The organism is Hyphobacterium sp., assembly GCF_965228115.1.
GTDB lineage: Bacteria > Pseudomonadota > Alphaproteobacteria > Caulobacterales > Maricaulaceae > Hyphobacterium.
In genome coordinates, this window is sequence record NZ_OZ245794.1 from 765,746 (window position 1) to 791,067 (window position 25,322).

26 protein-coding genes and 3 tRNA genes are annotated in these 25,322 nt (G+C 59.1%); 5 read left to right on the top strand and 24 right to left on the bottom strand.

What is annotated here, in order from left to right; translation table 11 throughout:
* Positions 1–6: 6 nt before the first annotated feature.
* The 12 genes from rplP to ACO079_RS04300 all read right to left on the bottom strand — a co-directional run bounded on the left by rplP (position 7) and on the right by ACO079_RS04300 (position 6,961).
* Complete coding sequence (gene rplP, locus ACO079_RS04245) at positions 7–420, bottom strand: 50S ribosomal protein L16 (protein WP_421792067.1); 414 nt, start codon at positions 418–420, stop codon at positions 7–9.
* A gap of 27 nt (positions 421–447) precedes the next feature.
* On the bottom strand, positions 448–1,158 hold the full coding sequence (rpsC, locus tag ACO079_RS04250; RefSeq protein ID WP_421792068.1) for a 30S ribosomal protein S3: 711 nt from the start codon (positions 1,156–1,158) through the stop codon (positions 448–450).
* Positions 1,158–1,568: a 50S ribosomal protein L22 gene (gene rplV / locus ACO079_RS04255; RefSeq protein ID WP_421792069.1), complete on the bottom strand. Its 411-nt coding sequence runs from the start codon at positions 1,566–1,568 to the stop codon at positions 1,158–1,160. The genes rpsC and rplV overlap by 1 nt, the downstream gene beginning before the upstream one ends.
* A gap of 2 nt (positions 1,569–1,570) precedes the next feature.
* Positions 1,571–1,849 carry a 30S ribosomal protein S19 gene (gene rpsS / locus ACO079_RS04260; RefSeq protein WP_421792070.1) on the bottom strand — a complete coding sequence of 93 codons (279 nt, stop codon included), beginning with the start codon at positions 1,847–1,849 and terminating at the stop codon, positions 1,571–1,573.
* Positions 1,850–1,864: 15 nt separating this feature from the next.
* On the bottom strand, positions 1,865–2,704 hold the full coding sequence (rplB, locus tag ACO079_RS04265; RefSeq protein ID WP_421792071.1) for a 50S ribosomal protein L2: 840 nt from the start codon (positions 2,702–2,704) through the stop codon (positions 1,865–1,867).
* A gap of 4 nt (positions 2,705–2,708) precedes the next feature.
* Complete coding sequence (locus ACO079_RS04270) at positions 2,709–3,014, bottom strand: 50S ribosomal protein L23 (RefSeq protein WP_421792072.1); 306 nt, start codon at positions 3,012–3,014, stop codon at positions 2,709–2,711.
* A complete protein-coding gene (gene rplD / locus ACO079_RS04275) occupies positions 3,014–3,652 on the bottom strand; it encodes a 50S ribosomal protein L4 (RefSeq protein ID WP_421792073.1) in 639 nt (212 codons plus the stop codon). The genes ACO079_RS04270 and rplD overlap by 1 nt, the downstream gene beginning before the upstream one ends.
* Complete coding sequence (gene rplC, locus ACO079_RS04280) at positions 3,649–4,473, bottom strand: 50S ribosomal protein L3 (protein WP_421792074.1); 825 nt, start codon at positions 4,471–4,473, stop codon at positions 3,649–3,651. The genes rplD and rplC overlap by 4 nt, the downstream gene beginning before the upstream one ends.
* 1 nt (position 4,474) lies before the next feature.
* Entirely contained in the window at positions 4,475–4,789 is a 315-nt protein-coding gene (gene rpsJ, locus ACO079_RS04285; RefSeq protein WP_421792075.1) for a 30S ribosomal protein S10, read from the bottom strand.
* 324 nt (positions 4,790–5,113) lie between these two features.
* Complete coding sequence (tuf, locus tag ACO079_RS04290; RefSeq protein WP_421792076.1) at positions 5,114–6,289, bottom strand: elongation factor Tu; 1,176 nt, start codon at positions 6,287–6,289, stop codon at positions 5,114–5,116.
* Positions 6,290–6,517: 228 nt separating this feature from the next.
* A tRNA-Gly gene (locus tag ACO079_RS04295) sits at positions 6,518–6,591 on the bottom strand.
* Positions 6,592–6,875: 284 nt separating this feature from the next.
* A tRNA-Tyr gene (locus tag ACO079_RS04300) sits at positions 6,876–6,961 on the bottom strand.
* Between the two features lie 132 nt (positions 6,962–7,093).
* Here ACO079_RS04300 and rlmB point away from each other — a divergent pair.
* Complete coding sequence (gene rlmB / locus ACO079_RS04305; protein ID WP_421792077.1) at positions 7,094–7,882, top strand: 23S rRNA (guanosine(2251)-2'-O)-methyltransferase RlmB; 789 nt, start codon at positions 7,094–7,096, stop codon at positions 7,880–7,882.
* Here the strand turns inward: rlmB and ACO079_RS04310 are convergent.
* The 6 genes from ACO079_RS04310 to metG form a co-directional block, all read right to left on the bottom strand.
* Positions 7,879–8,373: a hypothetical protein gene (locus ACO079_RS04310; RefSeq protein WP_421792078.1), complete on the bottom strand. Its 495-nt coding sequence runs from the start codon at positions 8,371–8,373 to the stop codon at positions 7,879–7,881. The genes rlmB and ACO079_RS04310 overlap by 4 nt on opposite strands.
* A gap of 95 nt (positions 8,374–8,468) precedes the next feature.
* Positions 8,469–8,882: an avidin/streptavidin family protein gene (locus ACO079_RS04315; RefSeq protein WP_421792079.1), complete on the bottom strand. Its 414-nt coding sequence runs from the start codon at positions 8,880–8,882 to the stop codon at positions 8,469–8,471.
* On the bottom strand, positions 8,882–9,280 hold the full coding sequence (locus tag ACO079_RS04320) for a RidA family protein (protein ID WP_421792080.1): 399 nt from the start codon (positions 9,278–9,280) through the stop codon (positions 8,882–8,884). Before ACO079_RS04320 ends, ACO079_RS04315 begins: the two co-directional genes overlap by 1 nt.
* A 14-nt stretch (positions 9,281–9,294) precedes the next feature.
* Positions 9,295–10,635, bottom strand: coding sequence for an amidohydrolase (locus ACO079_RS04325; protein WP_421792081.1), 1,341 nt, complete (start codon positions 10,633–10,635; stop codon positions 9,295–9,297).
* A gap of 61 nt (positions 10,636–10,696) precedes the next feature.
* On the bottom strand, positions 10,697–11,851 hold the full coding sequence (locus ACO079_RS04330; RefSeq protein ID WP_421792082.1) for a serine hydrolase domain-containing protein: 1,155 nt from the start codon (positions 11,849–11,851) through the stop codon (positions 10,697–10,699).
* Positions 11,852–11,872: 21 nt separating this feature from the next.
* Entirely contained in the window at positions 11,873–13,585 is a 1,713-nt protein-coding gene (metG, locus tag ACO079_RS04335) for a methionine--tRNA ligase (RefSeq protein ID WP_421792083.1), read from the bottom strand.
* Positions 13,586–13,671: 86 nt separating this feature from the next.
* Here metG and ACO079_RS04340 point away from each other — a divergent pair, with 86 nt between their 5' ends.
* From ACO079_RS04340 to ACO079_RS04355, 4 genes are all read left to right on the top strand, one after another.
* A complete protein-coding gene (locus ACO079_RS04340) occupies positions 13,672–14,076 on the top strand; it encodes a DUF1761 domain-containing protein (RefSeq protein ID WP_421792084.1) in 405 nt (134 codons plus the stop codon).
* Between the two features lie 69 nt (positions 14,077–14,145).
* Positions 14,146–14,221 (top strand) — tRNA-Thr (locus ACO079_RS04345).
* Between the two features lie 631 nt (positions 14,222–14,852).
* Positions 14,853–15,608 (top strand): hypothetical protein, encoded by a 756-nt coding sequence (locus tag ACO079_RS04350; protein WP_421792085.1) that lies wholly within the window; start codon positions 14,853–14,855, stop codon positions 15,606–15,608.
* A 132-nt stretch (positions 15,609–15,740) separates the two neighbouring features.
* Positions 15,741–16,907: an LL-diaminopimelate aminotransferase gene (locus tag ACO079_RS04355; RefSeq protein ID WP_421792086.1), complete on the top strand. Its 1,167-nt coding sequence runs from the start codon at positions 15,741–15,743 to the stop codon at positions 16,905–16,907.
* Here ACO079_RS04355 and ACO079_RS04360 read toward each other — a convergent pair.
* The 6 genes from ACO079_RS04360 to ACO079_RS04385 all read right to left on the bottom strand — a co-directional run bounded on the left by ACO079_RS04360 (position 16,904) and on the right by ACO079_RS04385 (position 25,261).
* Positions 16,904–19,024: a hypothetical protein gene (locus ACO079_RS04360; RefSeq protein ID WP_421792087.1), complete on the bottom strand. Its 2,121-nt coding sequence runs from the start codon at positions 19,022–19,024 to the stop codon at positions 16,904–16,906. The genes ACO079_RS04355 and ACO079_RS04360 overlap by 4 nt on opposite strands.
* Positions 19,024–22,374, bottom strand: coding sequence for a tetratricopeptide repeat protein (locus tag ACO079_RS04365; RefSeq protein WP_421792088.1), 3,351 nt, complete (start codon positions 22,372–22,374; stop codon positions 19,024–19,026). The genes ACO079_RS04360 and ACO079_RS04365 overlap by 1 nt, the downstream gene beginning before the upstream one ends.
* Complete coding sequence (locus ACO079_RS04370) at positions 22,374–22,829, bottom strand: hypothetical protein (RefSeq protein WP_421792089.1); 456 nt, start codon at positions 22,827–22,829, stop codon at positions 22,374–22,376. Before ACO079_RS04370 ends, ACO079_RS04365 begins: the two co-directional genes overlap by 1 nt.
* Positions 22,830–22,943: 114 nt before the next feature.
* On the bottom strand, positions 22,944–23,924 hold the full coding sequence (locus tag ACO079_RS04375) for a hypothetical protein (protein WP_421792090.1): 981 nt from the start codon (positions 23,922–23,924) through the stop codon (positions 22,944–22,946).
* Positions 23,925–23,930: 6 nt separating this feature from the next.
* On the bottom strand, positions 23,931–24,065 hold the full coding sequence (locus ACO079_RS04380; RefSeq protein ID WP_421792091.1) for a hypothetical protein: 135 nt from the start codon (positions 24,063–24,065) through the stop codon (positions 23,931–23,933).
* Positions 24,062–25,261, bottom strand: a complete 1,200-nt coding sequence (locus ACO079_RS04385) for an MBOAT family O-acyltransferase (protein WP_421792092.1) — start codon at positions 25,259–25,261, stop codon at positions 24,062–24,064. The genes ACO079_RS04380 and ACO079_RS04385 overlap by 4 nt, the downstream gene beginning before the upstream one ends.
* Between the last annotated feature and the right edge of the window lie 61 nt (positions 25,262–25,322).

The following is a 25,322-nucleotide window of genomic DNA, read 5'->3' on the forward strand; positions in this document are numbered from 1 at the left end:
TCACTCCTACTCGCCGATCCGGGCGACGATTTTCGTCTTCACCGGCAGCTTGGCCGCGCCGAGCGACAGCGCTTCACGCGCGACGTTCTCGGGCACACCATCAATCTCGAACATGATCCGGCCGGGCTTGACCTTGGCGGCCCAGAATTCAGGCGAACCCTTACCCTTACCCATGCGGACTTCTGTCGGCTTTTTAGACACCGGCACATCGGGGAAAATCCGGATCCAGACCCGGCCAGCCCGTTTCATGTGGCGAGTAATCGCCCGGCGGGTCGCTTCGATCTGGCGTGCGGTGACGCGCTCTGGCTCCATGGCCTTGAGGCCATAGGATCCGAAATTCAACGTGAAGCCGCCCTTGGCCGCGCCCTTGATGCGGCCCTTGTGCGCCTTCCGGAACTTGGTGCGTTTCGGTTGAAGCATTGTCTTTCGCTCCGTCGTCCCTGTTCGTTACGCTGCGCGGTTGCCGCTGCCAGAGCGGGCGCGCTGCTCACCGGATTCCTGCAGGCGACGCTCTTGCGCCATCGGATCGTGCTCGAGGATCTCACCTTTGTAGATCCAGACCTTGATGCCGATGATGCCCATCGCCGTGGAGGCTTCCGCGGTTCCATAATCAATGTCGGCGCGCAGCGTGTGCAGCGGCACCGAACCCTCTTGGTATTGCTCAACGCGCGCGATCTCGGCGCCGCCGAGACGGCCACCGCAGACCACTTTGCAGCCCTTGGCGCCCATACGCATCGCGGTTTGCAGCGAACGCTTCATTGCGCGGCGGAAGGCCACGCGGCGCTCAAGCTGTTGTGCGATCGACTCTGCGACCAGCGTGGCGTCGATTTCCGGCTTGCGAACCTCGACCAGGTTGAGGAAGACCTCACCCTTGACGATCTTCTGCAATTCACGGCGCAGCACTTCGATATCTGCACCCTTTTTGCCGATCACCACGCCCGGGCGCGCCGTATAAACGGTTACCGTGCACTTCTTGTGCGGGCGCTCGATCACGATCTTGGAAACGCTGGCATTCTTCAAACGCTTGCGCAACATTTCGCGGATTTTCAGATCTTCATGCAGGAGATCCGCATACTCGCCCGTATTGGCGTACCAGCGGGATTCCCACGTGCGGTTCACACCGAGCCGCAGCCCGATCGGATTGACCTTCTGACCCATCAGGCGGCCTCCTCAATTTCACGGACGACAATCGTCAGCTCGGAAAACGGCTTCAGCACTTTCGCAGCACGGCCACGGGCACGCGCGCGAAACCGTTTCATTACCAGGTTTTTGCCGACAAAGGCTTCCGATACGACAAGGCTGTCGATGTCGAGGCCGTGATTGTTCTCGGCATTGGCAATCGCGCTGTCGAGGACTTTCAGAACGTCCTTGGCAATGCGCTTGCGCGAAAATTCCAGCGTTGCCCGAGCGCCTTCAACCTTTTTGCCGCGGATGGATGCGGCAACCAGGTTCAGCTTTTGCGGGCTGATACGGATCATCGTCTGCTTAGCGCGGGCTTCGTTATCAGCCACGCGGCGGACATTCTTTCCGTCTTCATCGCGTTTCTTCTGGCGGGTCAAGGTGGTCATAATTAGCCCCTCTTCGCCTTCTTATCCGCAGCGTGACCGTAATAGGTCCGCGACGGCGCAAATTCACCCAGCTTGTGGCCGACCATGTCTTCGGTCACCAACACCGGAATGAATTTGTTGCCGTTGTGAACCTGAAAAGTCAGGCCCACAAACTGCGGCATGATGGTGGAACGGCGCGACCAGGTCTTGATCGGCTTCTTGCGGCCTTCAGCGTGAGACGCTTCGGCCTTTTTAAGGAGATATCCGTCGACGAACGGACCTTTCCAGACTGAACGAGGCATAGTGACCGCGCTCCCTTAGCGTGACTTGCGCTGATGGCGCGAGCGGAGGATGAATTTATCGGTCGCCTTGTTCTTGCGGGTCTTGGCACCTTTCGTAGGCTGACCCCAAGGCGTGACCGGGTGACGGCCGCCAGACGTACGGCCTTCACCGCCGCCATGCGGGTGATCGATCGGGTTCATGGCCACGCCACGAACGGACGGGCGCTTGCCCATGTAGCGCTTGCGGCCGGCCTTTCCGAGATTCTGGTTCATGTGATCCGGGTTGGAAACGGCCCCAACGGTCGCCACACACAATTCAGGTACAGCACGCAGCTCACCCGAGTTCAGACGGACCTGAGCATAACCGCCATCGCGGCCTACCAGCTGGGCGTAACCGCCAGCCGAACGTGCGATCTGACCGCCCTTGCCCGGCTTCATCTCGATATTGTGGATGATGGTGCCGACCGGCATCGCCTTTAGCGGCATGCAGTTGCCCGGCTTCACGTCCACACCGGTGGTGCCCGACATCACCTTGTCGCCTTCAGACAAACGCTGCGGTGCCAAAATGTAGGACTTCTCGCCATCGGCATATTCGATCAGCGCAATAAAAGCGGTCCGGTTCGGATCGTATTCCAGGCGCAGCACCGTCGCTTCGATGTCGTGCTTGGCACGTTTGAAGTCGACTTTCCGGTAAAGCGTCTTGGCACCCCCGCCACGACGGCGGGCAGTGATACGACCGGTATTGTTGCGGCCACCCTTCTTGGTCTTGCCTTCAACAAGGCTTTTCTCCGGACGGCCCTTGTGGAGGCCTTCGCGGTCAACCAGCACCAGAGCGCGCCGGCCCGGCGAGGTGGGTTTATATGTCTTAAGCGCCATGGTTCTAGAGCCCCGTGGTCACGTCAATCGAATCGCCCTCGGCAAGGGTGACGATTGCTTTTTTCATGTCCGAGCGCTGGCCGATCCGGCCGCGGAAGCGCTTGGTTTTGCCTTTCAGGCGCAGCGTGTTCACCGCCGTCACCTTCACCTTGAAGAGCGTTTCCACCGCGTCAGCGATTTCCGTCTTGGTCGCGGTCAGCGGCACGCGGAAAACAACCTTGCCGTCTTCGGACAACAGGGTGGATTTCTCGGTGATCACCGGCGACAGCAGGGAATCATAGTGGCGGGCGTTTGCTTGGGTTTTGGCCATTATGCCGCCTCCTTCGCCGCGAAGCGCTCATGGATTTTTTCAACGGCCGCCTTGGTCAGAACCAGCTGGTCGTGACGCAGCACGTCATAAACATTCAGACCTTGCGCCGGCAGCACATCAATGTGCGGAATGTTTCCAGCGGCCTTCGCGAAATTCGCATCTACCGCATCGCCATCAATGATCAGCGCATTGCTGATGTTGAGCTTGGCAAAGGCATCACGGACTGACTTGGTTTTGGCTTCTTTGATGGCCGCATTGTCGACGACGATCAGCGCATCTGAACCAACCTTGGCCGACAGGGCATGTTTCAGCGCCAAAGCCCGAACCTTCTTCGGCACGTCATGGGCATGGCTGCGAACGCGCGGCCCGTGAGCCTTGCCACCGCCGACAAAGATCGGAGCGCGGCGATTGCCGTGGCGTGCGCCACCGGAACCCTTCTGGCGGCCATATTTTTTGCCGGTGCGGGAGACCTCATTGCGTTCCTGCGCCTTGTGCGTGCCAGCCTGGCGGCGGGCTAGCTGCCACTTCACCACGCGCTGCAGGAGATCGGCCCGGACCTCGCCAATACCGAACACGGCATCGTCCAGATCCACATTGCCCGCATCCTTCGCGGCGAGGGTTTTTACCTCGACCTTCATGATTTGGACTCCTCTTCGCCTGCGGCGTCATCGGCCCCTGCGGTGTTTTCCTCAGCGGGCGCTTGCTCATTCGGCAGACCGCCCTCGGCATCCATATCGGCCTCCGGCGTCGCCGGCTCGGCATCGGTCAGAGCCACGGGCTCTTCTTCTTCGCGGATGGCACCCGGCATCGGCAGCTCGGCGTCACCATGGCCCTTCACAGCATCGCGAATCTCGACCCAAGACCCGGCAGAGCCCGGCACCGCACCGCGGACCAGGATGTAGCCGTCATTGGCATCTACACGAACGATGTCGAGGTTCTGGATGGTCACGCGCTCATTACCGAGGTGACCGGCCATCTTCTTGCCTTTGAAGACCTTGCCCGGATCCTGACACTGACCGGTCGAACCATGCGACCGGTGCGAGATCGACACGCCGTGCGTGGCGCGCAGACCGCCGAAGTTCCAGCGTTTCATGGCACCGGCAAAGCCCTTACCAATGCTGGTTCCGGCCACATCCACTTTCTGACCCGGCACGAAGTGCTCGGCGGTCAACTCGGAACCCGGCTCGATCAAATTATCTTCGGAAACGCGAAACTCCGTCAGGCGGCGCTTCGGCTCGACCTGCGCTTTGGCAAAGTGGCCGCGCATCGCCTTGGAGGTCCGCTTGGCTTTCGCCGCGCCAGCGCCCAGCTGAACGGCAGTGTAACCGTCGCGATCGGAAGTACGCTGTGCCACGACCTGGCAGTTTTCGAGTTGAAGAACGGTCACCGGAATGTGCGCGCCATCCTCGGCGAACACCCGGGTCATCCCGACCTTTTTGGCAATCAGGCCCGTGCGCATCTTAGGCTCCCAGCTTGATCTCGACGTCGACACCCGCCGACAGGTCCAGCTTCATCAAAGCATCGACCGTTTGCGGGGTGGGATCGACAATGTCCAACAGGCGCTTATGCGTCCGGATTTCGAACTGCTCGCGCGATTTTTTGTCGATGTGCGGACCCCGAAGAACGGTAAAACGCTCCAGCCGGGTCGGCAGCGGGATGGGCCCGCGCACATTGGCGCCGGTGCGCTTCGCCGTTGAAACGATCTCGCGCGCGGAGGTGTCCAGCACGCGGTGATCGAAAGCTTTCAGGCGAATGCGAATATTCTGCTGTGCCATCGTAGTTCGTCCACACAATTAAAGGCGCACTGATAGGCGTAACCTTCCGGCCACCGATCGGCGCGCTTGAAACCATCTTGTTCGCTTCATGGAACTGCGTCTGCCGTCAGGCACCGCCAGTTCATTCACGAGGGGCGTCGTCTACCGGTATGAGTCGCTTCCGTCAACACCTCAAAGCGCAAATCGCAAAAGAATTTCCGCAATTTTGTGACACAGCGCACCAGCCGGAAAACCATCCGCCCAAAGAAAAAGGGGCGCCCGCGTTGGACGCCCCTTGATCTGTTCCGGGTCAGGTGTGGCCTGATCCGGGATGTGGCCGGTCGATTACTCGATGATTTTCGAAACGACTCCGGCACCAACCGTGCGGCCGCCTTCGCGGATCGCAAAGCGCAGACCCTGATCCATCGCGATCGGCGTGATCAGTTCCACATTCAGCTCGGCATTATCGCCCGGCATCACCATCTCCGTACCCTCTTTCAGGGTCACAACACCCGTCACATCCGTGGTCCGGAAGTAGAATTGCGGGCGGTAATTGGTGAAGAACGGGGTGTGGCGTCCGCCCTCTTCCTTGGTCAGGATGTAGGCTTCGGCTTCGAACTTGGCGTGCGGCGTGATCGACCCCGGCTTGGCCAGAACCTGACCGCGCTCAACGCCTTCACGGTCGATACCGCGCAGGAGCACACCGACATTGTCGCCCGCCTGGCCCTGATCCAGGAGCTTGCGGAACATCTCAACGCCCGTACACGTCGTCTTGACCGTATCGCGGATGCCCACGATCTCGATCTCTTCGCCCACTTTCACAACACCGCGCTCGATCCGGCCGGTCACAACCGTACCCCGGCCCGAGATCGAGAACACGTCCTCGATCGGCATCAGGAAGTCCTGATCCACCGGACGCTCCGGCGTCGGGATGTACTCATCCACAGCCGCCATCAGCTCGGCGATCTTCTCTTTACCGATATTGTCATCACGATCTTCCAGAGCGGCCAGAGCCGAACCGGCGATGATCGGAATGTCGTCACCCGGGAAGTCATAAGAAGAAAGCAGCTCGCGCACTTCCATCTCGACCAGCTCCAGGAGCTCTTCATCGTCAACCTGGTCAACCTTGTTCAAAAACACCACCAGAGCCGGAACGCCAACCTGGCGGGCCAGCAGGATGTGCTCGCGCGTCTGCGGCATCGGGCCGTCTGCTGCGTTCACCACCAGGATCGCGCCATCCATCTGGGCCGCACCGGTGATCATGTTCTTTACGTAATCTGCGTGACCCGGACAGTCGACGTGCGCATAGTGACGGTTCTCCGTCTCATACTCCACGTGAGCCGTCGAGATCGTGATCCCGCGAGCCTTCTCCTCAGGCGCCGCATCAATCTGATCATACGCCTTGAACTCACCAAACTGCTTCGTAATCGCTGCCGTCAGCGTCGTCTTGCCGTGGTCAACATGACCAATCGTGCCAATGTTCGCATGCGGCTTCGTGCGCTCAAACTTCTCCTTGGCCATCGTCTCACTTCCTCTTGAATTATGACCGGAAATAACGCGACTGAAACCAGCGCGTAACTCATTGAGCGCGGGAGATAGACTTAGCCGCCTTCAAACGCAAGGGGCAGCCTTATCGGGATACAGCTAATCTATTGTTGCTCTGGCCCAAGCACGGGACCCGCTGCCGGCCGGTCAGGCCGCCCCGTCGGGGGCATGAGCGAAGCGAATTGCCGCGAGATAAAGAGAAGCTGGAGCGGGTAGCGGGAATCGAACCCGCATATTCAGCTTGGAAGGCTGCTGCTCTACCATTGAGCTATACCCGCGCCGAAGCGCTTATGTAACGGCGCGAAACGGATACGTCGAGAGGTCTGTCGCTACTTGTGACAGCCACAAAGCATAAGGAAGAAATCCCCCCAGGCTGCGACTGCGGTCCCGGCTTTCGCCCGCCCCGCCGGAGCCGTGAGCGCAGCGAACTGGCGCGAGGCAAAGAAAATCATTCGAGCTGACGGAAGCTGGCAGTCCGCCTCCGCTAAAGCTAGGGCGAGACAGCCTTCACTCTCATAAAAGCTGGCTTGCCGAGCCGAAGCTCGCGCCAGCGAGCGAAGGCTGGTGGAGGGGGCTGGATTCGAACCAGCGTAGACTCTCGTCGCCAGATTTACAGTCTGGTGCCTTTAACCACTCGACCACCCCTCCAGGTGCATTCGAGGCAAGCGTCTTATCCGCAGATAATTCGCCGACGCAACATGCCGATGGTGTCAATCTGCAGAAGATTGCAGTAACCACGCGGCGGGTTGAGAGCCCTCGGTCAAGGGAGCGCGGACTATAGTGACGAGACAATCAGGGCGCAACCGCCCAAATTCAAACAAGTTTTCAAAGGCTTCACCCAGTTCCGGGGCAATCGAGGAAGGCTGGATCTGGGGCCGTCACGCCGTGCTCGCTGCACTGACCAATCCGCGCCGCGAGGTAAAACGGGTTTTGCTAACCCTGAACGCCCAGCGCGAAGTGCCGCAAGGAACCTTATTCGAGGATTCCAAACCGGACGTCATCACCGCCGCCCTGCCCGAAGGGGCAGTCCATCAGGGATTTGCAGCCAGGGTTTCAGCGCCGAAGGCCGAATCGCTGAACGCGGTCAAAGACCCGACCCATGGCGTGCTGGTTGTGCTGGATCAGGTCACAGACCCGCAAAATGTCGGCGCTGTCTTCCGGTCGGCTGCCGCTTTCGGTGCCCGTGCGATCATCATGCAGGACCGTAAATCCCCGCCGCTTTTCGGGGCGACGGCCAAGGCTTCAGTGGGCGCGGTCGAGACCGTGCCGCATATCCGCGTTACCAATATCGCCGATACGCTGATTGAGCTGAAAAAAGCGGGCCGTTCTGTCATCGGCCTGGCCGGAGAGGCAGACACGAGTCTTCCTCAAGCCATCGCCGAACACTCCGGTCCTGGCCTGGTGATCGTGATGGGCGCAGAAGATAAAGGGTTGCGGCCGCGCGTGGCGGAGAATTGTGATGTACTGGTGTCCATCCCTACCACCGGAAAGGTGGAAAGTTTGAACATCTCCAACGCAGCCGCGATTACCCTTTATGCGGCCTATGCCGCACGGTTTACGTCCAGCTAGTCGGTCGCTTCCTGACAGGTGCAGCCATAATCATTGCACCCGATTGTGCCTTCGACACAGATCGGCGCCATGGCAACGCAATCGGATGCCCCGGCGCAGGCACAATTGCCGCTGTTACAATTATAGTCCGCTGGCTCTGGTGGCGGGGTGTTCGCCGCAAGACTGGTCGAGGCCGACGATGAGGCGGATGAGGTGGTCGCACGGACCGGCTCAAAAGTCCGGCGGCCGGTGGCCATTCCCGACCCACTTTCTCGTGTTGTCGTGCCGCGCATAGCATCACCCGAACGAGCCAACGAAGCGGCTTGGCGGAAATTGCCGCTCTCCATTGCTTGCTGGAACGCCTCAGTAAAGCCGCCTTGCTGAACCAGCCGCGCATGGATTTCCATGTTCGCATTGTTTTGTTTGGTTTGCTCGGCTTCGGCCGTTGCCCAACCACCGAAAGCCATTCCACCCGCCGTCATAGCGGCAATCACTAGAATTAGTCGAAGCATTGGATATCTCCCCTGTTATTCCCCTCGCTGCGGTAAGGATACCCGAAAGTCGCCTTAGCGGCGAATCCACAGACTAAGAGAATGAATCCGGAGAGTTAGTCTCGTCGTTCGAACCGGCTGGTGCCCCCAAAGCGGCCGAGTTCTTCACCATCGCCGGGCTCTGAACCGGCATCAGACCAACGCACTAACGACCACTCGGTTTCGATTACATCGCCATCGATCACGCCGGTCCAGCTGGTGATGGAATGACAGGTCTCGGCATCCGCTGACCAGACCACGTTGAAGGTGATCAACGGATCAAACACCCGGCCCTCGACGGCATATTCAATGCCCTGACAGCGATAGCCTGTCGCGGCGTTTACATAGCGCCCGGTCAGGCGGCCGGTCTCATCCACGCGATCAATATACAAAACCGAACCGGATTGGTTCTCCCAGACACTGGGCACAGAAAGTTCATCTGCGAAAGAAACGCTGTGAAATAGCAGGAATAAAGCGGCGAGCGCGCGCATCAATCGCCTCCGTCCAGATAGGCATCGGCTTCAATCTCGACCAGAAAATCCGGGGCTGCCAGGGCCGAAATGCCATAAAGTGCTGAGGCCGGTGGGAACTCGCCAAACACAGCCGAATGCGCGCGCCCGAAGGCGGCCTGCGCCTCCGGGCTCATATCGGTCACGAACACCCGTGTGCGGCGGATATCGCTCATCCTCGCGCCCAGCTTTGCCAGCGCCGCCTCGATAATGTCCAGACAGCGCCGCGTCTGCGCTTCCATATCGCCTGGCGCAAAAGGCTGGCCGTCTTCGCCGACAGCCACCGTGCCGGACACCCATATGAGCGGGCCGTCTTTAACCGCGCGGCGATAGCCGACGCGATCTTCCCAGACCGCGCCGGACGAAATGCGTGAGACCATTTTGCGTTTTGCCCTTATTGCGCGCCGTCAGGCTGCAGGAAATCCAGCGCGATGGCTGTCAGGCCTTCTGCGGCCTGCGTAATCGCGGTTTCGGCATCCGGCGCAAACAGGGCCGAGTGATTGCCCGGCGCGGACAGACCCCGCGATTGGTAATCCAAAAGCGTATCCCGCGGCGTTCCACCGACCCAGAACATGAAGATCGGCACATCATGTTCGGTACGGCCATAGCGGGAAAAATCTTCCCCGCCGGTCACCGGATCCAGCTGGCGCACGGCCACATCACCAAAGCGTCCGCGCAGAATGCCGGCCGCCTGTTCGGTCAATTCCGGATCATTGTAGGTCGCCGGCGTGTAGGGTTCTTCCACCTCCACTGTCGGCCAGAGCTCTTCGGGAATACCGGCGGCCATGGCCTGACCATGTGCGATGCGCTCGATCCCGGCCAGCAGCATTTCGCGCGATTCATCCGTATACGACCGGACCGTGATCTGCATATGCACATCATCGGGAATAATGTTGTGCTTGGTGCCGCCATTGATCGCCCCCACCGTCACCACGCCGGTTTCCAGCGGGTTCATTTCGCGGCTGACCAGGCTTTGCAGCGCTACAACAATTTGCGAGGCGAGCAGAATCGGGTCGCGCCCGACATGCGGCGTGGAGCCATGCGCGCCAATCCCGCGCACGGTGATATCGACGCTGTCAACATTCGCCATGGCAAAGCCCGGCACATAGCCGATCATACCGGAGGGAATCGCGCCGAATGTGTGGAAGGACACCACCGCATCGGGCAGCGGAAAGCGCTCATACAGGCCATCCGTCAGCATCATCATGGCGCCAAGCCCGATCTCTTCGGCCGGCTGGGCGATCAGGACCAGCGTCCCGGACCAGTCCTCGCGCCGTTCGACCAGCTGACGGGCCGCGCCGATCAGGCCGACCATATGGGTGTCATGGGCACAGGAATGCATAACAAAGCTTTCCTGCCCGCGCCGGTCCGTCCCCATGGCGCGCGAAGCAAAGGACAGGCCCGTGTTTTCTTCCATGGGCAGGCCGTCCATATCGGCCCGCATCAACAGGACCGGGCCCTCGCCATTTTCCATCACCCCGACAACGCCGGTGCCGCCGACCTCTTCGGTCACCTCGAAACCCAGCGCGCGGAACTCCTCGGCCATGCGCGCAGCGGTCTCGACCTCCATCAGGGAGAGCTCCGGATTGGCATGGAAGTGCTGATACAACGCTTCCAGATTGGCCGACCAGTCGCTGGCAATATCGCCTCGCAAATCCTCGTCCGCGATAGAGGCGCCGGATAAAGCTGTCAAAGACAACGCCAAAGCGGCCACAGAGCCCAGATACCGATTCATGATCAAACCCCTTTAATTCCCTGACCTAATAGGACGCCGCGCCGCTCGAAGGGTCAAGGGGTCAGGCAAACACCTCGCCCACCAGGCGCATCAATGCCAGCTCTTGCGGGCGGAAATAATCATCGTCACTGACGCCGGGGTTTTCCGCAAAGCCGTTCAGCGAATAGGCAAAGGAGAGCCCGCTGGTGGCATCCCACCAGCACCCGCCGCGAAAGCCGAACGCATCGCCATAATGGCCGCAGAGCTCGCCGGGATAGACGTCCCCCGTGGGCAGGATCTGCAAGCCGGCTCCGAAAGAGTAAAACAGCCCCTCACCCGGCGCACCGTTCCGCAAGGCCGGATCAAAACGCCAGCTGGGTTTGCGCTGGAACGCCACCGCCGGATCATCCGAGCCGAAACTCTCGGCCAGTAACGCGGCGTCGCGCACGCTCATGCGCAGACCGGCATGAGGCGAAAAGATCGCCGCGCCTTCGCCCAGCGGAAAATCCCTGATTCTCAGCCCCTGCCCGAACCGATCAATGACCTCACCTTCAAGCTTCAGATCCAGCCCGTCGAATTTTTCGACAAAGCGCCCGGCCTCCCAGCGGCCAACCGGTGCGCGTTCCGCCCGTCGCTCTGGAGGAACGCCCTCCCAGTTAAACCCGCCGGATATTCCCAGCGGTTCCAGCACCCGTTTCCGGGCGAGCTCATGAAAGCGTTGACCGCTGACGGCTTCGATGAGCCAACCCAGCAGCACGTAATTCAGGTTCGCATAAAGAAAATATTCGCCGGGCCGGCGGTCATCGGCGATCTGATGCCAATTCTGCATGATCAGATCATACAAACGCTCGGGCGGATCGACGAAGTAACCGGCTCTATCGGTCAGGGAAGAGGTATGGTTCAGCGCGGTCCACACCGGCACGGGCTTGGGAATTTCCGCCTCAAGACCGATCAGCTCGAAAAGATTATCGTCCAGCGAAAACCGGTCCGCTTGTGCCAATTCCACCACCAGCCGCGCCGTAATTGTTTTGGACACCGATGCAAAGCGGATTGGTGTCTCGGTCGTGAAAAGACGGCCGGGCTCTGGCGCGGCAGCGTCGATAAATTCGCTCGCACCGTCAAAAATCACCTCGCCGCCGCGCCGCACCACCAGCGCTGCGTTCGCCAACGGATGAGGCTGCGCGTTGGGAGATGTGAGAGTGGTGAGAAATTCCGTGATTTCGCTTCGACGGGTCACCGATGCAAATTGCCTTTCAGCCTACCCTTCCCCTCCAAATCTTTCCGTCCAGTCGGCGACTTGATCGTCATCAATTTTCGCAAAGAGAACGTCCGGCGGGGTGACCTCAAGCCCTTTCGGCAGGACATCCAGCAAGTTCGCTGCGGGTTCGTTTGGCCAATTGCGATTGCCCTCTGGAACGCCTAGGCAGGAAAGGATTTTCGCTGCCGTATCGGGAATGATCGGCTGGGCGGTTATGCCCATCAAAACGGCCAGATTCAGCGCGGTGCGCACACCGACAGCGGCCTTGACCTTATCGGTCTTGAAATGCGTCCAGGGTTCGGCGCGGGTCAGATACTCATTGCCCGCCGCCCACAGGGCCCGGGTCTCGGCCGCTGCCGGGCGAAAACGCATGGCCTCATAGTTTTCGATGATCGCAGCCAGCCGCTCATCGACCTCGCGCGCCAGCCAGGCTTCATGTTCGCCGGGCTCGCCGCCTTCGGGCACTTGCCCATCAAAACGCGACTTGGTGAAGCGCAAAATCCGGTTGATGAAATTGCCCAGCACATCGGCCAGGTCCTTGTTCACCACGCCCTGGAAATGCTCCCAGGTAAATTGGGTGTCCGAGCCTTCCGGCGCATTCGCGGTCAGATACCAGCGCCAGTAATCCGACGGCAGCAGCTCCAGCGCCGTATCCATAAAGACACCGCGCTTTTCAGAGGTTGAAAACTTGCCGCCATACCAGTTCAACCAGTTAAAGGCTTTCAGCCGGTCCACCGTCTTCCAGGGCTCTTCAGAGCCCAGAATGGTCGCGGGGAAAGAGACGGTATGGAAGGCGACATTATCCTTGCCCATGAACTGGACATAGGTGACATCATCTGCCCCCTTATCGGTGCGCCACCAGCTTTCCCAATCAACGCCCGTGGCATTCGCCCATTCCTCGGTCGCGCCGATATAGCCGATGGGCGCATCAAACCAGACGTAAAAGACCTTATTGTCGAAGCCGGGCCGCACCTCGCCCTCGCGGGCCACCGGCACTCCCCAGGAGAGGTCGCGCGTGATGGAGCGATCCCGCAGACCTTCATCCAGCCACTTATTGGCAATGGAGACCGCGAGGGATGGCCAGCTATCAGCGGCGGCATCGACCCATTCGCGCAGCTTTGGTTCCATCTTCGTCTGCAAGAGATAAAGGTGCCGCGTTTCGCGCACTTCAATATTCTTAGAGCCGGAAATCTTCGAATAGGGATTGATCAGATCCGTCGGTTCCAGGAGCCGCCCGCAATTATCGCATTGATCGCCGCGCGCCCGTTCAAAGTCGCAATGCGGGCATGTGCCTTCGACATAGCGGTCGGGCAAGAAACGGTCGTCGTCTATCGAGAACACCTGCTCGTCAGCGCGTTCCTCGATCAGCCCCTTATCTTCCAGGACCCCGGCAAAATGCTGGGTGAGGCGATGATTCGGCGCATTCGAGGTGCGGCCGAAATAATCAAAGCTGAGTGCAAAGCCCTCGCCAGCCTGGCGCTGGATTTCATGCTCCTGATCGCAATAGGTCCTCACATCCACCCCGGCACTGGCCGCGGCCAGCTCGGCTGGCGTGCCATGCTCATCAGTGGCGCAGATATACAAAACGTCATGGCCACGCAGACGCTGGAAACGCGCATAGACATCTGCTGGCAGCATGGAGCCTGCCAGATTGCCGAGATGTTTGACGCCATTGATATAGGGTAGCGCACTTGTGATCAGATACCGGGCCATTTCCGCTTCTTGTTTTTCTGCTTTGGGGTTTAGGCTTTCCACCAATAGCGCGAGACATACGCGCGAATAACAGGGGAGGAAAGTCCATGGACGTCTATGGCATCAATCTCATTGCAGTCTTGCTGTCCACATTCGGATTTATGTTGGTCGGTTTCCTTTGGTACGGCCCGCTGTTCGGCAAGCGCTGGATGGCGCTGAACGGGTTCACCGAAGAAGGCCTGAAAGAAACCAATATGGGCCTCACCATGGCCAAGGGCGTGACCAATTCACTGATCGCCGCGATTGGCATTGGCGTGGTTCTGGTCTGGAAAGACGCGGACGGGCTGGTGGCCAGCCTGAAGGCGGCCTTCCTGGTCTGGTTGTTCTTCTCAGCGACAACGCAATTGCTCGCCCACATCTGGGAACAGCAAAAGCTGGAGCTGACGCTGATTCATTTTGGCAATCAGCTGACGGCCTATCTGCTCGCCGGGCTGATTTACAGCTTTTTCTGATCGCGCCGAAATGGAAAGCGAAGCGTGCTTGCCCGCGCGCTCCGCTTCGCTATAAGCAGCGCCTTGGTCGCCGGCATAGCTCAGCTGGTAGAGCACCTGATTTGTAATCAGGGGGTCGGGGGTTCGAGTCCCTCTGCCGGCACCATTCACCGACGCCCGCCAAAGGCGGGAAATTCGATCCGGGGGATCGAATTTGGTCGGTGAATATAGCTCTTACGTTTTTTCCGTTGCGCACGGCCCGGATGCCAAGCACCAGCGCTGTTACTGCGGGCCGCGCTCACATGAAACGCGCTCAAGGCTGGCGCGTTGGCGGTTGTCATCCTGGGCATTAAAGACGAGAGCTTCGGCTGGGCAAGACAGCTGAATGAGCGAAGGCTGTCGCGCCGTAGCCTTGGCGAAGGCGGACCAGCAGATCAAAATCAAGCGCGGAATGCCCCGCAGGGGCCTTCGCTCGTCCGTCAAAGGCGGGAGATTCGATCGGTTGGTCGAAACTTGTCGGAGAATGTGGCTCTTCCATTGTTTCCTTTGCGCGCGGCCCGACTGCCAAGCACCGACACAGTCGCAATCGACCGTGCTCACATGAAACGCGCTCAAGGCTGGGAGCACCAGCGGATGTCTTTTCCCAAATTCAGCAAGCGGGATTTATATAGATCCCATATACCCGCAATTGGTTGCTCAACTGGGCATCGCCTAACTCTGCCTTCGATCTAGACCGTCACACACTTGTTTTATCGCGGGCGTAGAGTAACAATCTTAGCTTGAATAGGGAGGATGCAATGCACAGGCTATTTCTATCTATTGTTGTGGCTTTGGGGTGGGCCACGACTGCGACGGCGCAAGAAGTAATTGAGGACCACACCGTAGACGCAATATATAATCATGGCAGCGTTGTAATTTCGTCCGATGACGAAGGATTGAAATTTCCTGATGAGTGGCAGGGTGAGGAATTCGCTCAGCTGATAGCCGACGTAAGAACCGCTGTTGGAACGATGATTGTCAGCAGTGGCAACTCAGAAGGCAGCAGTGGTGACTCGGAAGAGGATGCCAACGCTGAAGATCAGGACCGCCAATGCCGAAACCTTAACAATCTAACCCAGTCCGGCATTAGTCATGGCTATCGACGAGAAACACATGGTATTTGGTGTGTTGGCCCAAATGATACCTTCAATTCTGAAACGCTGTACACGGTTGTAGGACGCGTTTCTGAGGATACAGGTATGAACCGAATTCGGGTCTGCTTCTTGGCCGCTATTAGCAGAAAAGGCGAGCGAATCGATAGCGGCTGGGGCAATTACCCTTTGAGCGTCATTCTCGGGTCGGGAGAAACAGAAGGCATCATCTATGATGCCCGCGGATTAACCGCTATTCCTGTAAATGGCAGCGCAGAGATGCGATTGGGGCGATGCGACGATGCGGAATTGCGCCCCGCTTCAAATTCGGATGGTCGAGTCATTCCAGCCGATACTGCAGTTAGCATGCAGAATCAAAGGGCTCGTCTTTACATCATCGGTTACTGGCATCTGGTCGAATAGTCAGGTTTTGTACAACGACCATAGCCGAAGCATATCCGTAAACCGGAAACGTGCTGGATGTGCGCTCTTGCTGGGTTTTTCAAACTCAATATGAATTAGTTTGAAAAAATCCAAGTAGGATGCAACGCCGCCATGTCAGTCTTTTATCGCGAACGCCGCCTGCCGCCTTACGTCTTTGCGGAAGTGAACCGCATGAAGCTGGAAAAGCGCCATGCCGGCGTGGATGTCATTGATTTCGGCATGGGCAATCCGGACATGCCCCCGGCCCCGCACATTATCGAAAAACTCAAGGAGGTCGCCGCCGATCCGCGCGCGCACCGCTATTCTTCCAGCATGGGCATTCCCGCCCTGCGCAAAGCCGTCGGCCGCTATTATGAGCGCCGCTTCAACGTCGCGCTGGACGCAGAAAAAGAGATTTGCGTCACGCTGGGCTCTAAAGAAGGTCTGGCGAGCTTTGCTACCGCCGTGACCGCGCCGGGCGATACTATTCTGGTGCCCGATCCGTCCTATCCCATTCATATGTTCGGCTTCATCATTGCGGGCGCTGCGGTGCGTCCTGTGACATTCGGAGACCCGGAGCATTTCTTTGCAGAAGTTTCTGCCGCTTGCCGCCGGTCCGTTCCGGCCCCGACGGTGTTGGTATTGAACTTTCCGTCCAACCCGACGACGCAAACCGTCGACCTCGATTTTTACCGGGAAGCGGTCAAACTCGCCAAACAATACAATCTGATCATCATTTCCGATCTCGCCTATTCGGAGATCTATTTCGACGGTAATCCGCCGCCGTCCATCCTGGAGGTGCCCGAAGCGCGCGAGGTGGCGATTGAATTTACCTCCATGTCCAAAACCTATTCCATGCCGGGCTGGCGGATGGGGTTTGCCGCCGGATCGGAACGGCTGATCGGCGCGTTGAAACTCGTCAAATCCTATCTCGATTATGGCGCCTTCACGCCCATTCAGGTGGCCGCGATCGCTGCGCTGGACGGCCCGCAGGACGGGATTGAAGAAAACCGCCGCGTCTATCGCGAACGCCGGGACTGCCTGGTGGAAAGTTTTGGCCGGGCCGGGTTTGACGTACCCAGCCCGCCAGCCACCATGTTTGCCTGGGCGCCTATCCCGGAAAAATACCGGGAATTGGGCTCGCTTGAATTTTCCAAACGCTTGCTGGATGAAACCGGCGTGGCCGTCTCACCGGGGCTTGGTTTTGGCGAACGCGGCGATGGCTTTGTCCGGCTCGCGCTGGTGGAGAACCCACAACGCATCCGCCAGGCTGCACGGGCGATGACCGGGTTTTTCTAGTCAGCCACGCTTTCGGCGGCCTGATTTGCGGCGCGGTCTGCGGCGATATCCGCCGCCATCAGATGCGCCAGCCAGTGATTGCCGAATTCTGTAAAGTGAAAGTCGTTTTCATACAGCAGTGGCTCGCTGAACAAGGAATCCTGACCGCCATCATGGCCCATTGTGCAGACCAGGTCATGGCTTGCACAGAAGGCTTCCAACCGGTCATAGAAGGCAGGCGGACCCGAGGCAACACGCGCCCCGGTGACGGCTGAATTATATTCCGCCGGACCGCACGTTCCCGCCGCCGCGCAGCGGGCATTTTCGTACGCCGCCTCGATGTAAATCTCGGTTTCCGGAAACTCGGTCCTGTAGAGCCCGATTATCCGGGAGAACACCTCCCAGGCGCGATCGACTTCAGGCGGGGTATGCCCTTCCGGCAAAAGGAAGGCCGTCGAGAGCGGCGCACCACTGGGCAGCGTGGAACTGGAGGGCACGGTATGTTCGATCCAGTCCGCGGCCGGCGGCACATAGACCAGATCTCCAGCTTCATTCAGATCAAAGGCCGCGACCGGGCTGCGTCCGCTTGCAAAGCCAAAGAAGGTCTCGGCAATGACCGGCGTCATATAATAGAAAATCGACGGGCTAAGCTCGAAAACCATGAAATCCGGCTGATAGTCCCGATGCAGGCGCAACAGGTCTTCATAGCTCTGAATGCTTTTGCCCGGCGCCACATTGTGGACCAGCACGCAATGCCCGCTTTCCAGCGATAAATTCTCTGACAGGATGGAGACCGTGCGCTCATGCAGGCGCATCTGGCGTGATTCCACCAGCGACTCGCCAACATAGAAGCCGACCTCGCATTGATCGCGATTGGCGCGCATCACATCAATATCGTGAAAGCCGATATTGTTATAGAAATACTCTGCCCGGAAGCGGGTCATCTTGTTGGCAGCCCCCGACCACCAGGCGCGGGTGTGCGGGGCATAAAGCTCGGTATAGCGCGTCTGCACGCGCGAGCGCCGGACCGATTGCTGCCAACGGGCATAATCATTCATTTCCCCGCCAGCATTCACATAATCGGGGGCATAGACCAGCCGGTCCGGCAAAACCTGATCGCGGGCAATCCAGCGCCCGGACGGGAAATATGTGACGTCATTGTCGGTCACAAATCGCGCGCGGAACAGATCCGCATCCGGCCGCGGAAAGATCAGCTGACCGTTTGAGGCCGGCTGGGCCGTGAGCATCTGCCCGTCAGGCGTCATCAGCTCCAGACGGACACGTCCATCGCTTTCAAAACCGGCAAGCTGGACCGTAATCAGATCGGCTGCCGGCGCATCTGCGATCAATCCGGCAAACGCGATTTCGATTAGTTGATCGGGAACCGCCTGAAAGACCAGATAGGCCGCTGTAACCGGTGCGCCCTCATCAGGGAGGGAGACATCGAAGCGGACCTGCCCGCGAGGGGCGTCGGCCGCTTCGATGGCTGAAATGTTCAGCGTGTCTGCGCTCTCAAGGATCGGCTCAACCTGGGAAAACGCCACGATCGACCGGGTGAGAACACCAGTCAGCGCTGCCTCGTCGAAATTATAGGTGAAGGCCAGAGGCGGTGCATCGGCGCGCTCAATTACGATGGCCAGCGGCGGAGCCGTCCGCCCCGCCAGCGCCAACTGGAACCGGTCCGCCGAGACGGGCTGCATCAAGCCTTCCGCGCCGACAACCACACTCTCATCATAGGGCACCAGAAAGGTCGAACCGACGGAGATGGGTCCAATGCGTTCTTCGACGATGGACGCGCCATAGCGGACTGTGACATGTGATTTTGCGGCATAGGGCACTTGGTCGAACACGCCCAGGACCAGCGATTGCGTCGCGCTCGCCGGGCCACGATCGGCTGGCAAGGTCCAATCGAAATCGATCGCGATTTCCGGGCTGGCCGGGCGGCCCAGTTGACCTTCGACCTCAAGCCCCTGAGCGTTTGCCAGCGCCCCGGTTTCAGCTGTTATTCCCGTGACCAATGGATCGCGAACAAAGGAAGGTTCACCCCGGTTGGCTTCCGGCCAGAACAAAAATACAAGCACGGCGAGAAGCGCGATCACAGCCGCCCCAGCCGCATAATGGCGCCAATCCAGGGTCATCAGCGGCGCTCCGTTTCGCTCAAGGCACAGCCCGTGACCGTTAAATCCAGGTCCAGCCGGTCACGTTGAATGAGGATTAATCGCTCCGGGCTGTCCGAACAATCGTCCGAAATCCAGCGGGCGCGATAATATCCGGGTGCTGGCACGTCGCCGTGATAATATCCTGCCGACGCCGTGAGCACGGTGATAGCGCCATTCGCCTCTGCTTCGAGCATCAAGGCCCCGGACGCTGCGCTGTCGCCGGATAATTGCCCACCGATCAGCGGTGCGAAGATGGCATCCGAGCGGATATCGCGGCGGGCCTGAAGCACCTCAACCGGCCCGAACGCGTCGGCCGGGCGCTCTCCTTCAATCCGGACACAGACCTCTTCGACCTGTCCCGCAAAGGCAAGGCCCACGCCATCGTCTGAAACAGGCCGATAAGCGGCCGGCATGAACACCGGCGCGAAGATGCGCGCCGGCTGGCGTCCACCCTCAGCGGGCAGATCAAACCGGTGGACGGTCTGACTAACGCCCGAGGTCTGAATGACTTGCGCGGGGTTGCTTGTGAAGACGTGTTCCACGAGCGCTTGCGTTTCAATACCATAGGATAGCTGCGAATGCGGACGCAGCGTCACCCGGATCTCCAATGCACCGCTTTGTTCAGCATCCGCAAATGGATTGGCGAAGCTCAAAAAGCGGGCATTGAAAATATCCGCCTGTTGATAGGGTACAGCGCATCCAGCCCAGCCGCCATCCGACCGCGCCAGTGGGATTTGCGTACGGTCACTGGCGTCTGTGTCCAGTCCGGCAAAAACCAAAGTCTGCGCGGCGCCGGAATCGACGATCGTCACCTCACCGGCCTCTCCCTCGCCTGAACGGCGGCGCATGACCGGCAAAGGCTCGTCATTGAAGATGAAGTCAGCCGCAAACACATCCTCGACTTGATAGCTGAGCATGGCGAGATCTTGAGTAACCCGGTTTTCATCGGGATAAAGCCCGCCGAGGAAAGGATCGATGGCATCGCCGACGATTATGCGATCTCCTTCCACGTGAAGGCGCATCAGGCCGCTGGACAGGATGTATTCCAGCTTTCGCGACAAAATGCCTTCTGCGGCGGAGCTTACATAAAGCCGTTCATCCAGCGTTGGCGCACCATCGGCATGAAAACCGAGGAAAGACGCGCTGAGGCGTTCAAACGCGGCGCGGGAATCGGCGCTGAACGGCGTATTGACTGTGGGTTCATGTAAAGCAGTTGGTGAACCGAAATGCGTGTACCAGAGATGGCTGAAATGACCGTCGGTATTCTCCGCACGTTGAAACGAGGCCTCGATCAGCAGCGGCAGCGTATTGTTCTGGGAAATATTGCAGGCCCCTTCGACGCAAACGCGTTGCAACAGATCTTCGTCAACATTCAGACGTGAGCGGAAATAATCATAGTGAAACTCGACCGGCGCCTGAAAAGGCGGATGATCGAAAAAGTGTGTGGTCGCGAAATTCACCTTGTCCGCATAGATGCCGAAATGATTATAGGGCGCGTCCCAGTCTTGTATGGCCTCATTGCTTTGCCGGCCGCCATAGAGCGTCTGGGGACGCACAGCCAGGACGCCGATTTCTGTCAGAACGTCCTCGATATAGCCCTTGGTGTCTTCGACATTGGCGGTGGTGAAGGTTGGAGAACGATGCGGCACATTCGGCACCGCAGTAGCGCTCACCAACTCGTCCCAGAATGCTGGCAAGGCGGCGGGATTGCCATGAACATGCCATCCCTCCCCGCCATGTGACGTAAAGCCCATCGGGAAAATCCGCAGATCCCGCAACATCCGCGCCTGATTTATCGCGGTTGCGCGATCAAAATTATTGACTTCAATCTTGATGAGCTGGATCGCGCAATCCGCAGCACAGGAGGGCGATGCAATCTGAACCGAGGCGATCGAGCTCTGATCAAGCACGTCTCCCGCCGGCAGGAAAAAGTCCGGATAACGGCCCGGCAGTGTCAGGACGATAACATGCCGCTGCTCGCCTTCGTCCAGCTCCATACGCTGGAAGTTCACGATCTCGGCAGAGTTCACAGCGACCGTTGAACCTTCCTGTGTCTGAAACGCGATACGCAAGTCTTCCGCCGGGCGTTCAGACAGGTAGAGACGCAGGACGAGCCCGGACTGTTGGAACCGCTCGGCGGGGCGCGACAACAGTTCGCTGAGCGGAATTTGCGGGCTGGAGGATATCGCCCAGGGACCGCGCATCAGATAGGTTTCGCCGTCCGAAAACCAGCTGTGCAAATGGTCGTACCGGCCCCGATGCCAGGCCCGGCCAATATTGAAATAATTCGGCGCGCCGAACACCGGCGACTGATTTGGTCTGTCCACGCCATTGAATACCGACATCAAAACCAACGGGTCTTCATCATCGCCTGTAGAAGGCGTTTCGATGGTCGGTCCTGAGCCCGAAACAAAGATGGAGCTGGCAATGGGCAGCCCGAGATGATCATTCAAATAAGCATGCATGGCGATTGACGCCGAGGCACTGTCGGAATCGGCATCGCTGGTGAAGCCCACGCGGCCTGCGAATGGACGGGGCAAAACGCTTGCCCGCGCATCACCTCCGCCATCAGAAAAGGAAAAAAGCGTCTGGCTTTCATCGATGGCCGCAAGATCAAACGCATCCAGACGCGCTGTTGCCGCCGCAATCAATCGAGCACGCAGTTCGGATGTGTCTTCGCTTTCCGCGCACTGGAAAAACGCCGGGTAGAATTCATCAATGGTGGCTGCGCCATTTCCGGGCTGGGACCGCGTTTCCACGAAGACGGCCAACAGCAATTCATAGCAGCTGAACCCGGCCAGATAATCCGTCGGGTCCTCGACATTGATCCGGTCCAGAGTGGCCGTGCCCAAGGCGAAATACCGGGCTGCCGCTGTCTGGTTCGGGTTGGCGATGCGCGAATTCCGATGGAAGTTCGCCATCTGCATCATCGATGTGACGTGCAGACCGCGTTCCAGCGCCATGCGGTGAAAATAGGCTGCGCGCTCATTCTCGTTGCGGGGCTGAAGAATACCTGCCGCCCAGACCGGCGCATTGACATCCCCATTTTCGGAAGATGCGATCAGGTAATCCAGCGCACGATCAATATCAGCTTCGACGCCCTGACCGTCATGATACATCCGTCCGAGGAAAAACTGGGCGGTCGGGTCCTCCTGGGCATCGTATATTTCCAGGATTGAACGCGCTGTTTCAAACTCACCGGCCCGATAGGCGTTGATTCCGTCCATCAGGGTGGGTTCGGCAGAAACGCTTTCTTGCGCCCTGGCGCTAGCCGCAGTCAGGCAAAGGGCCGCAACAAGCGATAGCAGCCCGGCAAACCAGTTGCGCATCAGCGCGTCTCCAGGCTGACCAATTCCCAATCACCGTCGGTCGCAACAAGGCGGGCATCTGCAACATCCTCGAACCCGTCCCCGACATTGTATTCGTCCAGATTGGTGATGCGGATAATGCGAAGCTCGACTTCGGAGACATCCGCATCTGTCAGGAAGGGCAAGACCTCACCAAATTCAGCTGCAAGCGCGGTCATCAATTCGCGCGTTGTCTCCAGCGTCGTGGTGTCACCGGTCAGCGGTTGAACATCGAAATACCCGTTCGCTACGCCGTTTTCCACGCCGATGACCTGGATGTTGACCAGAGCGTCATCAACGATATCGCTCATCTCGTAAGCTGGCCCGCTGCTAGCGGCGTTTGCCGGGGCGTCCGGGTCGGTAGCTCCACCACCACACGCCACAAGAACAAGGCACAGGCCCGACAGGGCCGACAGGCGTTCTACGCGTCCAAACATCATACTCTCCCGGAACCCGCTGGATGGACCGCCTCAATCGGCAAACTGACGGGTTTTGTCAAGGCAGGCGCGTCCCTCCGGTCAGAGCATATAACCGCCGGAAAAGCCTTGAGTTCAGCGCGCCACCAATTCCTGCTCGAGAACCGGCGCAATGCGGCGAGCCATAATTCGGTATCCGTCCGGCGTCGGGTGCATCTGATCGACATAATGCTCGCCTGACATATCGGGATCGGGACCCAGGAAAGGCGCATTCGGGGCGGCTTGTTCTGCAAAGGCCAGCATGGCGGCGAAATTCCGCTCCCGCAGCGCAGAGGGCAATATCTGATCCCGCAAGTCCGGGTTCTCGGTGGCATAAACCAGCACCAGGGCCACGCCTGCGGCTTCGGCCGCTTGAAGCGCTTCGGCTAGCCGACGGGCTTGAAAACCCTCAGACGGGTCAAATTCAGCTGAAGCCAGCCGCTGGCGGAACAAAAGCGCCGATACCGGATCAACCGTGCCGGTTTCCGGAACAGGCTGAGACCGTGCGCGAACCCCCGTCAAAACCGCCGGTAAGGGCCCACCGGTAAAATCGGTCAGCACAATGTCGGCGGCACCGCGCGCCTGGAGGAGCGGCGCCGCAAAGCCCTCGCGCCGCCAGTCATGGGCGTGTTGTTCGTCATAGGCGTCAAAGTCAGATGAGAAGGCGCGGGCGCTGAGCACCAGCACAATGGCGTCGACCTCCAGCGCAACAACATCCTCTACGGTGCGCGCATAGTCGGCGGCCTTCAGGCCATTGGCACTGAGATTGGAAATCGTCGCGCCGGGCCGTTCCGCCGCCAATGCGCGAGACAATTCTCCGTCCTGCCAGTCCGCCAGACCATAATTGGCCATCACCTGCCCGAGCCCCACAGAATCGCCCAACACCACGATACGCTCACCCTCCATGCGTGACAGGGCGGCAAGCCGGGCATTGTAGCCGGCCTCGGTGACCAGATCGGCCGGGCGTTCCGCCAGATACGCCGTAACCGGAGCGCTGCGCACAACGCCTTCAACGACGGCAATCACCGCCGCAAGCAAAAAGAAACCCGCAAGGCTGGAGAGAAGATAGGGCCGCATCGCCGATCAGAATCCCTGATAGACCGGCACCGCGCCATCGGGCGAGGCAAACAGATAAAGCAGGTAAAGCTTCAGCCCCAGCCACAGGGCGGCAGCGGCCAGTCTCGCGAAACGCGGCTTGGGTTTGTCATTCTCTATCATAGAACCGCCAATACATTGCCGACATCGTTGTCGAGGAAAAGGAAGCTGGCCGCAATCATGTGCTGGAAAATGATGATGCGCACGATGCGGCCGGCCAGCTGATTGTCCATCTCGTTAAAGCGCTTGCGGCCATATTTCTTGATCATGGCCGAGCGGGCCAGATGCGTCAGGGACACGCCTGCCGCCTGGATGAAACCAAACACGATGAAATTCCAGGCAATGCCGTGCCATAGCCCGATCAGGAAGAAGGTGATGAACAGGCCGGTCATGATCGCCAGATTCTGGCGCTTGGGACCAAAAGTGCGGGTCAGTTGAACCAGCAAGGGCGTGAACAGAAACGTCTTGAACCAATGCCCCAGCGTCATATTCCAGCGGTTCCAGAAATCCTGGAAATCCACGGCCAGATAGGGCCGGTTGAAGTTCTCAGGAAACGCTTTGAAGCCCAGCAAACGGCTTAGCCCCACGACGATGTCGATATAGCCGGAGAAATCAAGGAAGAGGAAAATGTAATAGCTATATAACGCGATCGTCAGATCGGTCGCTGTCGGCTCGCCCGCCGCCAGAGCGGCAAAATCGCTTTGCCCGGCGAAAATCGGGGCCAACACCAGAATTTTCAAAGCCCCGGTCGTGATGCGCTGCAACCCATCCAACCACTCCCGGCCACCCGGCAGAGTCCGCACCGCCATGTCCTTCAGGTGCGCTTCCCAGGTCTGGATGGGCCCGGCGATCAGCGTCAGCGGGTTGATCAGGAAGGACAGCCAAAGCGCGGCATTTAAGGGCTCGCGCGCCCGGTCCGCGATCAAGAGAAGCTGGATCTGCCGGAAGGTGAGATAGGAAATACCGATCGTGCCCACGAGGCCGAGCGGTCCCGCAAAGGCCTCGACTTTTGTGGCTCCGAGCAAAAGCACATGCCAGGCGACACCGAATTTGACGAGCCCCCGGCTAAGCGGCGTTGATTGCCCCCAGGCAACCTGAAGGATGAGGAAATTGCTGACCAATGCCGTCATCAACAGAATGAATTGAATCTGGCTCGCCCAGGAGATCGCGATCAGCGCGCCACCCAGCGCCAGGGCAAACGGGATCAGCCGCCACTGGCGAAATTGCGCCAGCAGAATGGCCACGCCCGCAATCGCCAGAAACTGTGGCGAAGCCGCTGGAATGGACGGCAATCCGCTTATCAAATCAGCCTGTAACACCGGATGCACTTCCCGATCGTCCCGCGTGCCTTGTTTCAGGCACGCCCCAGCGAGCGCGAAT

Excerpts from the sequence above, each read along its gene's own strand:
- ACO079_RS04320 (WP_421792080.1), bottom strand. The coding sequence starts at position 9,280 with ATGGTCTCACGCATTTCGTCCGGCGCGGTCTGGGAAGATCGCGTCGGC.
- ACO079_RS04380 (WP_421792091.1), bottom strand. The coding sequence starts at position 24,065 with ATGATAGAGAATGACAAACCCAAGCCGCGTTTCGCGAGACTGGCCGCT.
- ACO079_RS04325 (WP_421792081.1), bottom strand. The coding sequence starts at position 10,635 with ATGAATCGGTATCTGGGCTCTGTGGCCGCTTTGGCGTTGTCTTTGACA.
- ACO079_RS04340 (WP_421792084.1), top strand. The coding sequence starts at position 13,672 with ATGGACGTCTATGGCATCAATCTCATTGCAGTCTTGCTGTCCACATTC.
- rplD (WP_421792073.1), bottom strand. The coding sequence starts at position 3,652 with ATGAAGGTCGAGGTAAAAACCCTCGCCGCGAAGGATGCGGGCAATGTG.
- ACO079_RS04375 (WP_421792090.1), bottom strand. The coding sequence starts at position 23,924 with ATGCGGCCCTATCTTCTCTCCAGCCTTGCGGGTTTCTTTTTGCTTGCG.
- rplB (WP_421792071.1), bottom strand. The coding sequence starts at position 2,704 with ATGGCGCTTAAGACATATAAACCCACCTCGCCGGGCCGGCGCGCTCTG.
- rpsC (WP_421792068.1), bottom strand. The coding sequence starts at position 1,158 with ATGGGTCAGAAGGTCAATCCGATCGGGCTGCGGCTCGGTGTGAACCGC.
- ACO079_RS04355 (WP_421792086.1), top strand. The coding sequence starts at position 15,741 with ATGTCAGTCTTTTATCGCGAACGCCGCCTGCCGCCTTACGTCTTTGCG.
- rplC (WP_421792074.1), bottom strand. The coding sequence starts at position 4,473 with ATGCGCACGGGCCTGATTGCCAAAAAGGTCGGGATGACCCGGGTGTTC.
- ACO079_RS04315 (WP_421792079.1), bottom strand. The coding sequence starts at position 8,882 with ATGCGCGCGCTCGCCGCTTTATTCCTGCTATTTCACAGCGTTTCTTTC.
- metG (WP_421792083.1), bottom strand. The coding sequence starts at position 13,585 with ATGGCCCGGTATCTGATCACAAGTGCGCTACCCTATATCAATGGCGTC.
- rpsJ (WP_421792075.1), bottom strand. The coding sequence starts at position 4,789 with ATGGCACAGCAGAATATTCGCATTCGCCTGAAAGCTTTCGATCACCGC.
- rpsS (WP_421792070.1), bottom strand. The coding sequence starts at position 1,849 with ATGCCTCGTTCAGTCTGGAAAGGTCCGTTCGTCGACGGATATCTCCTT.
- tuf (WP_421792076.1), bottom strand. The coding sequence starts at position 6,289 with ATGGCCAAGGAGAAGTTTGAGCGCACGAAGCCGCATGCGAACATTGGC.
- ACO079_RS04365 (WP_421792088.1), bottom strand. The coding sequence starts at position 22,374 with ATGCGCAACTGGTTTGCCGGGCTGCTATCGCTTGTTGCGGCCCTTTGC.
- ACO079_RS04350 (WP_421792085.1), top strand. The coding sequence starts at position 14,853 with ATGCACAGGCTATTTCTATCTATTGTTGTGGCTTTGGGGTGGGCCACG.
- ACO079_RS04360 (WP_421792087.1), bottom strand. The coding sequence starts at position 19,024 with ATGACCCTGGATTGGCGCCATTATGCGGCTGGGGCGGCTGTGATCGCG.
- ACO079_RS04370 (WP_421792089.1), bottom strand. The coding sequence starts at position 22,829 with ATGTTTGGACGCGTAGAACGCCTGTCGGCCCTGTCGGGCCTGTGCCTT.
- ACO079_RS04310 (WP_421792078.1), bottom strand. The coding sequence starts at position 8,373 with ATGCTTCGACTAATTCTAGTGATTGCCGCTATGACGGCGGGTGGAATG.
- rplP (WP_421792067.1), bottom strand. The coding sequence starts at position 420 with ATGCTTCAACCGAAACGCACCAAGTTCCGGAAGGCGCACAAGGGCCGC.
- rplV (WP_421792069.1), bottom strand. The coding sequence starts at position 1,568 with ATGACCACCTTGACCCGCCAGAAGAAACGCGATGAAGACGGAAAGAAT.
- ACO079_RS04270 (WP_421792072.1), bottom strand. The coding sequence starts at position 3,014 with ATGGCCAAAACCCAAGCAAACGCCCGCCACTATGATTCCCTGCTGTCG.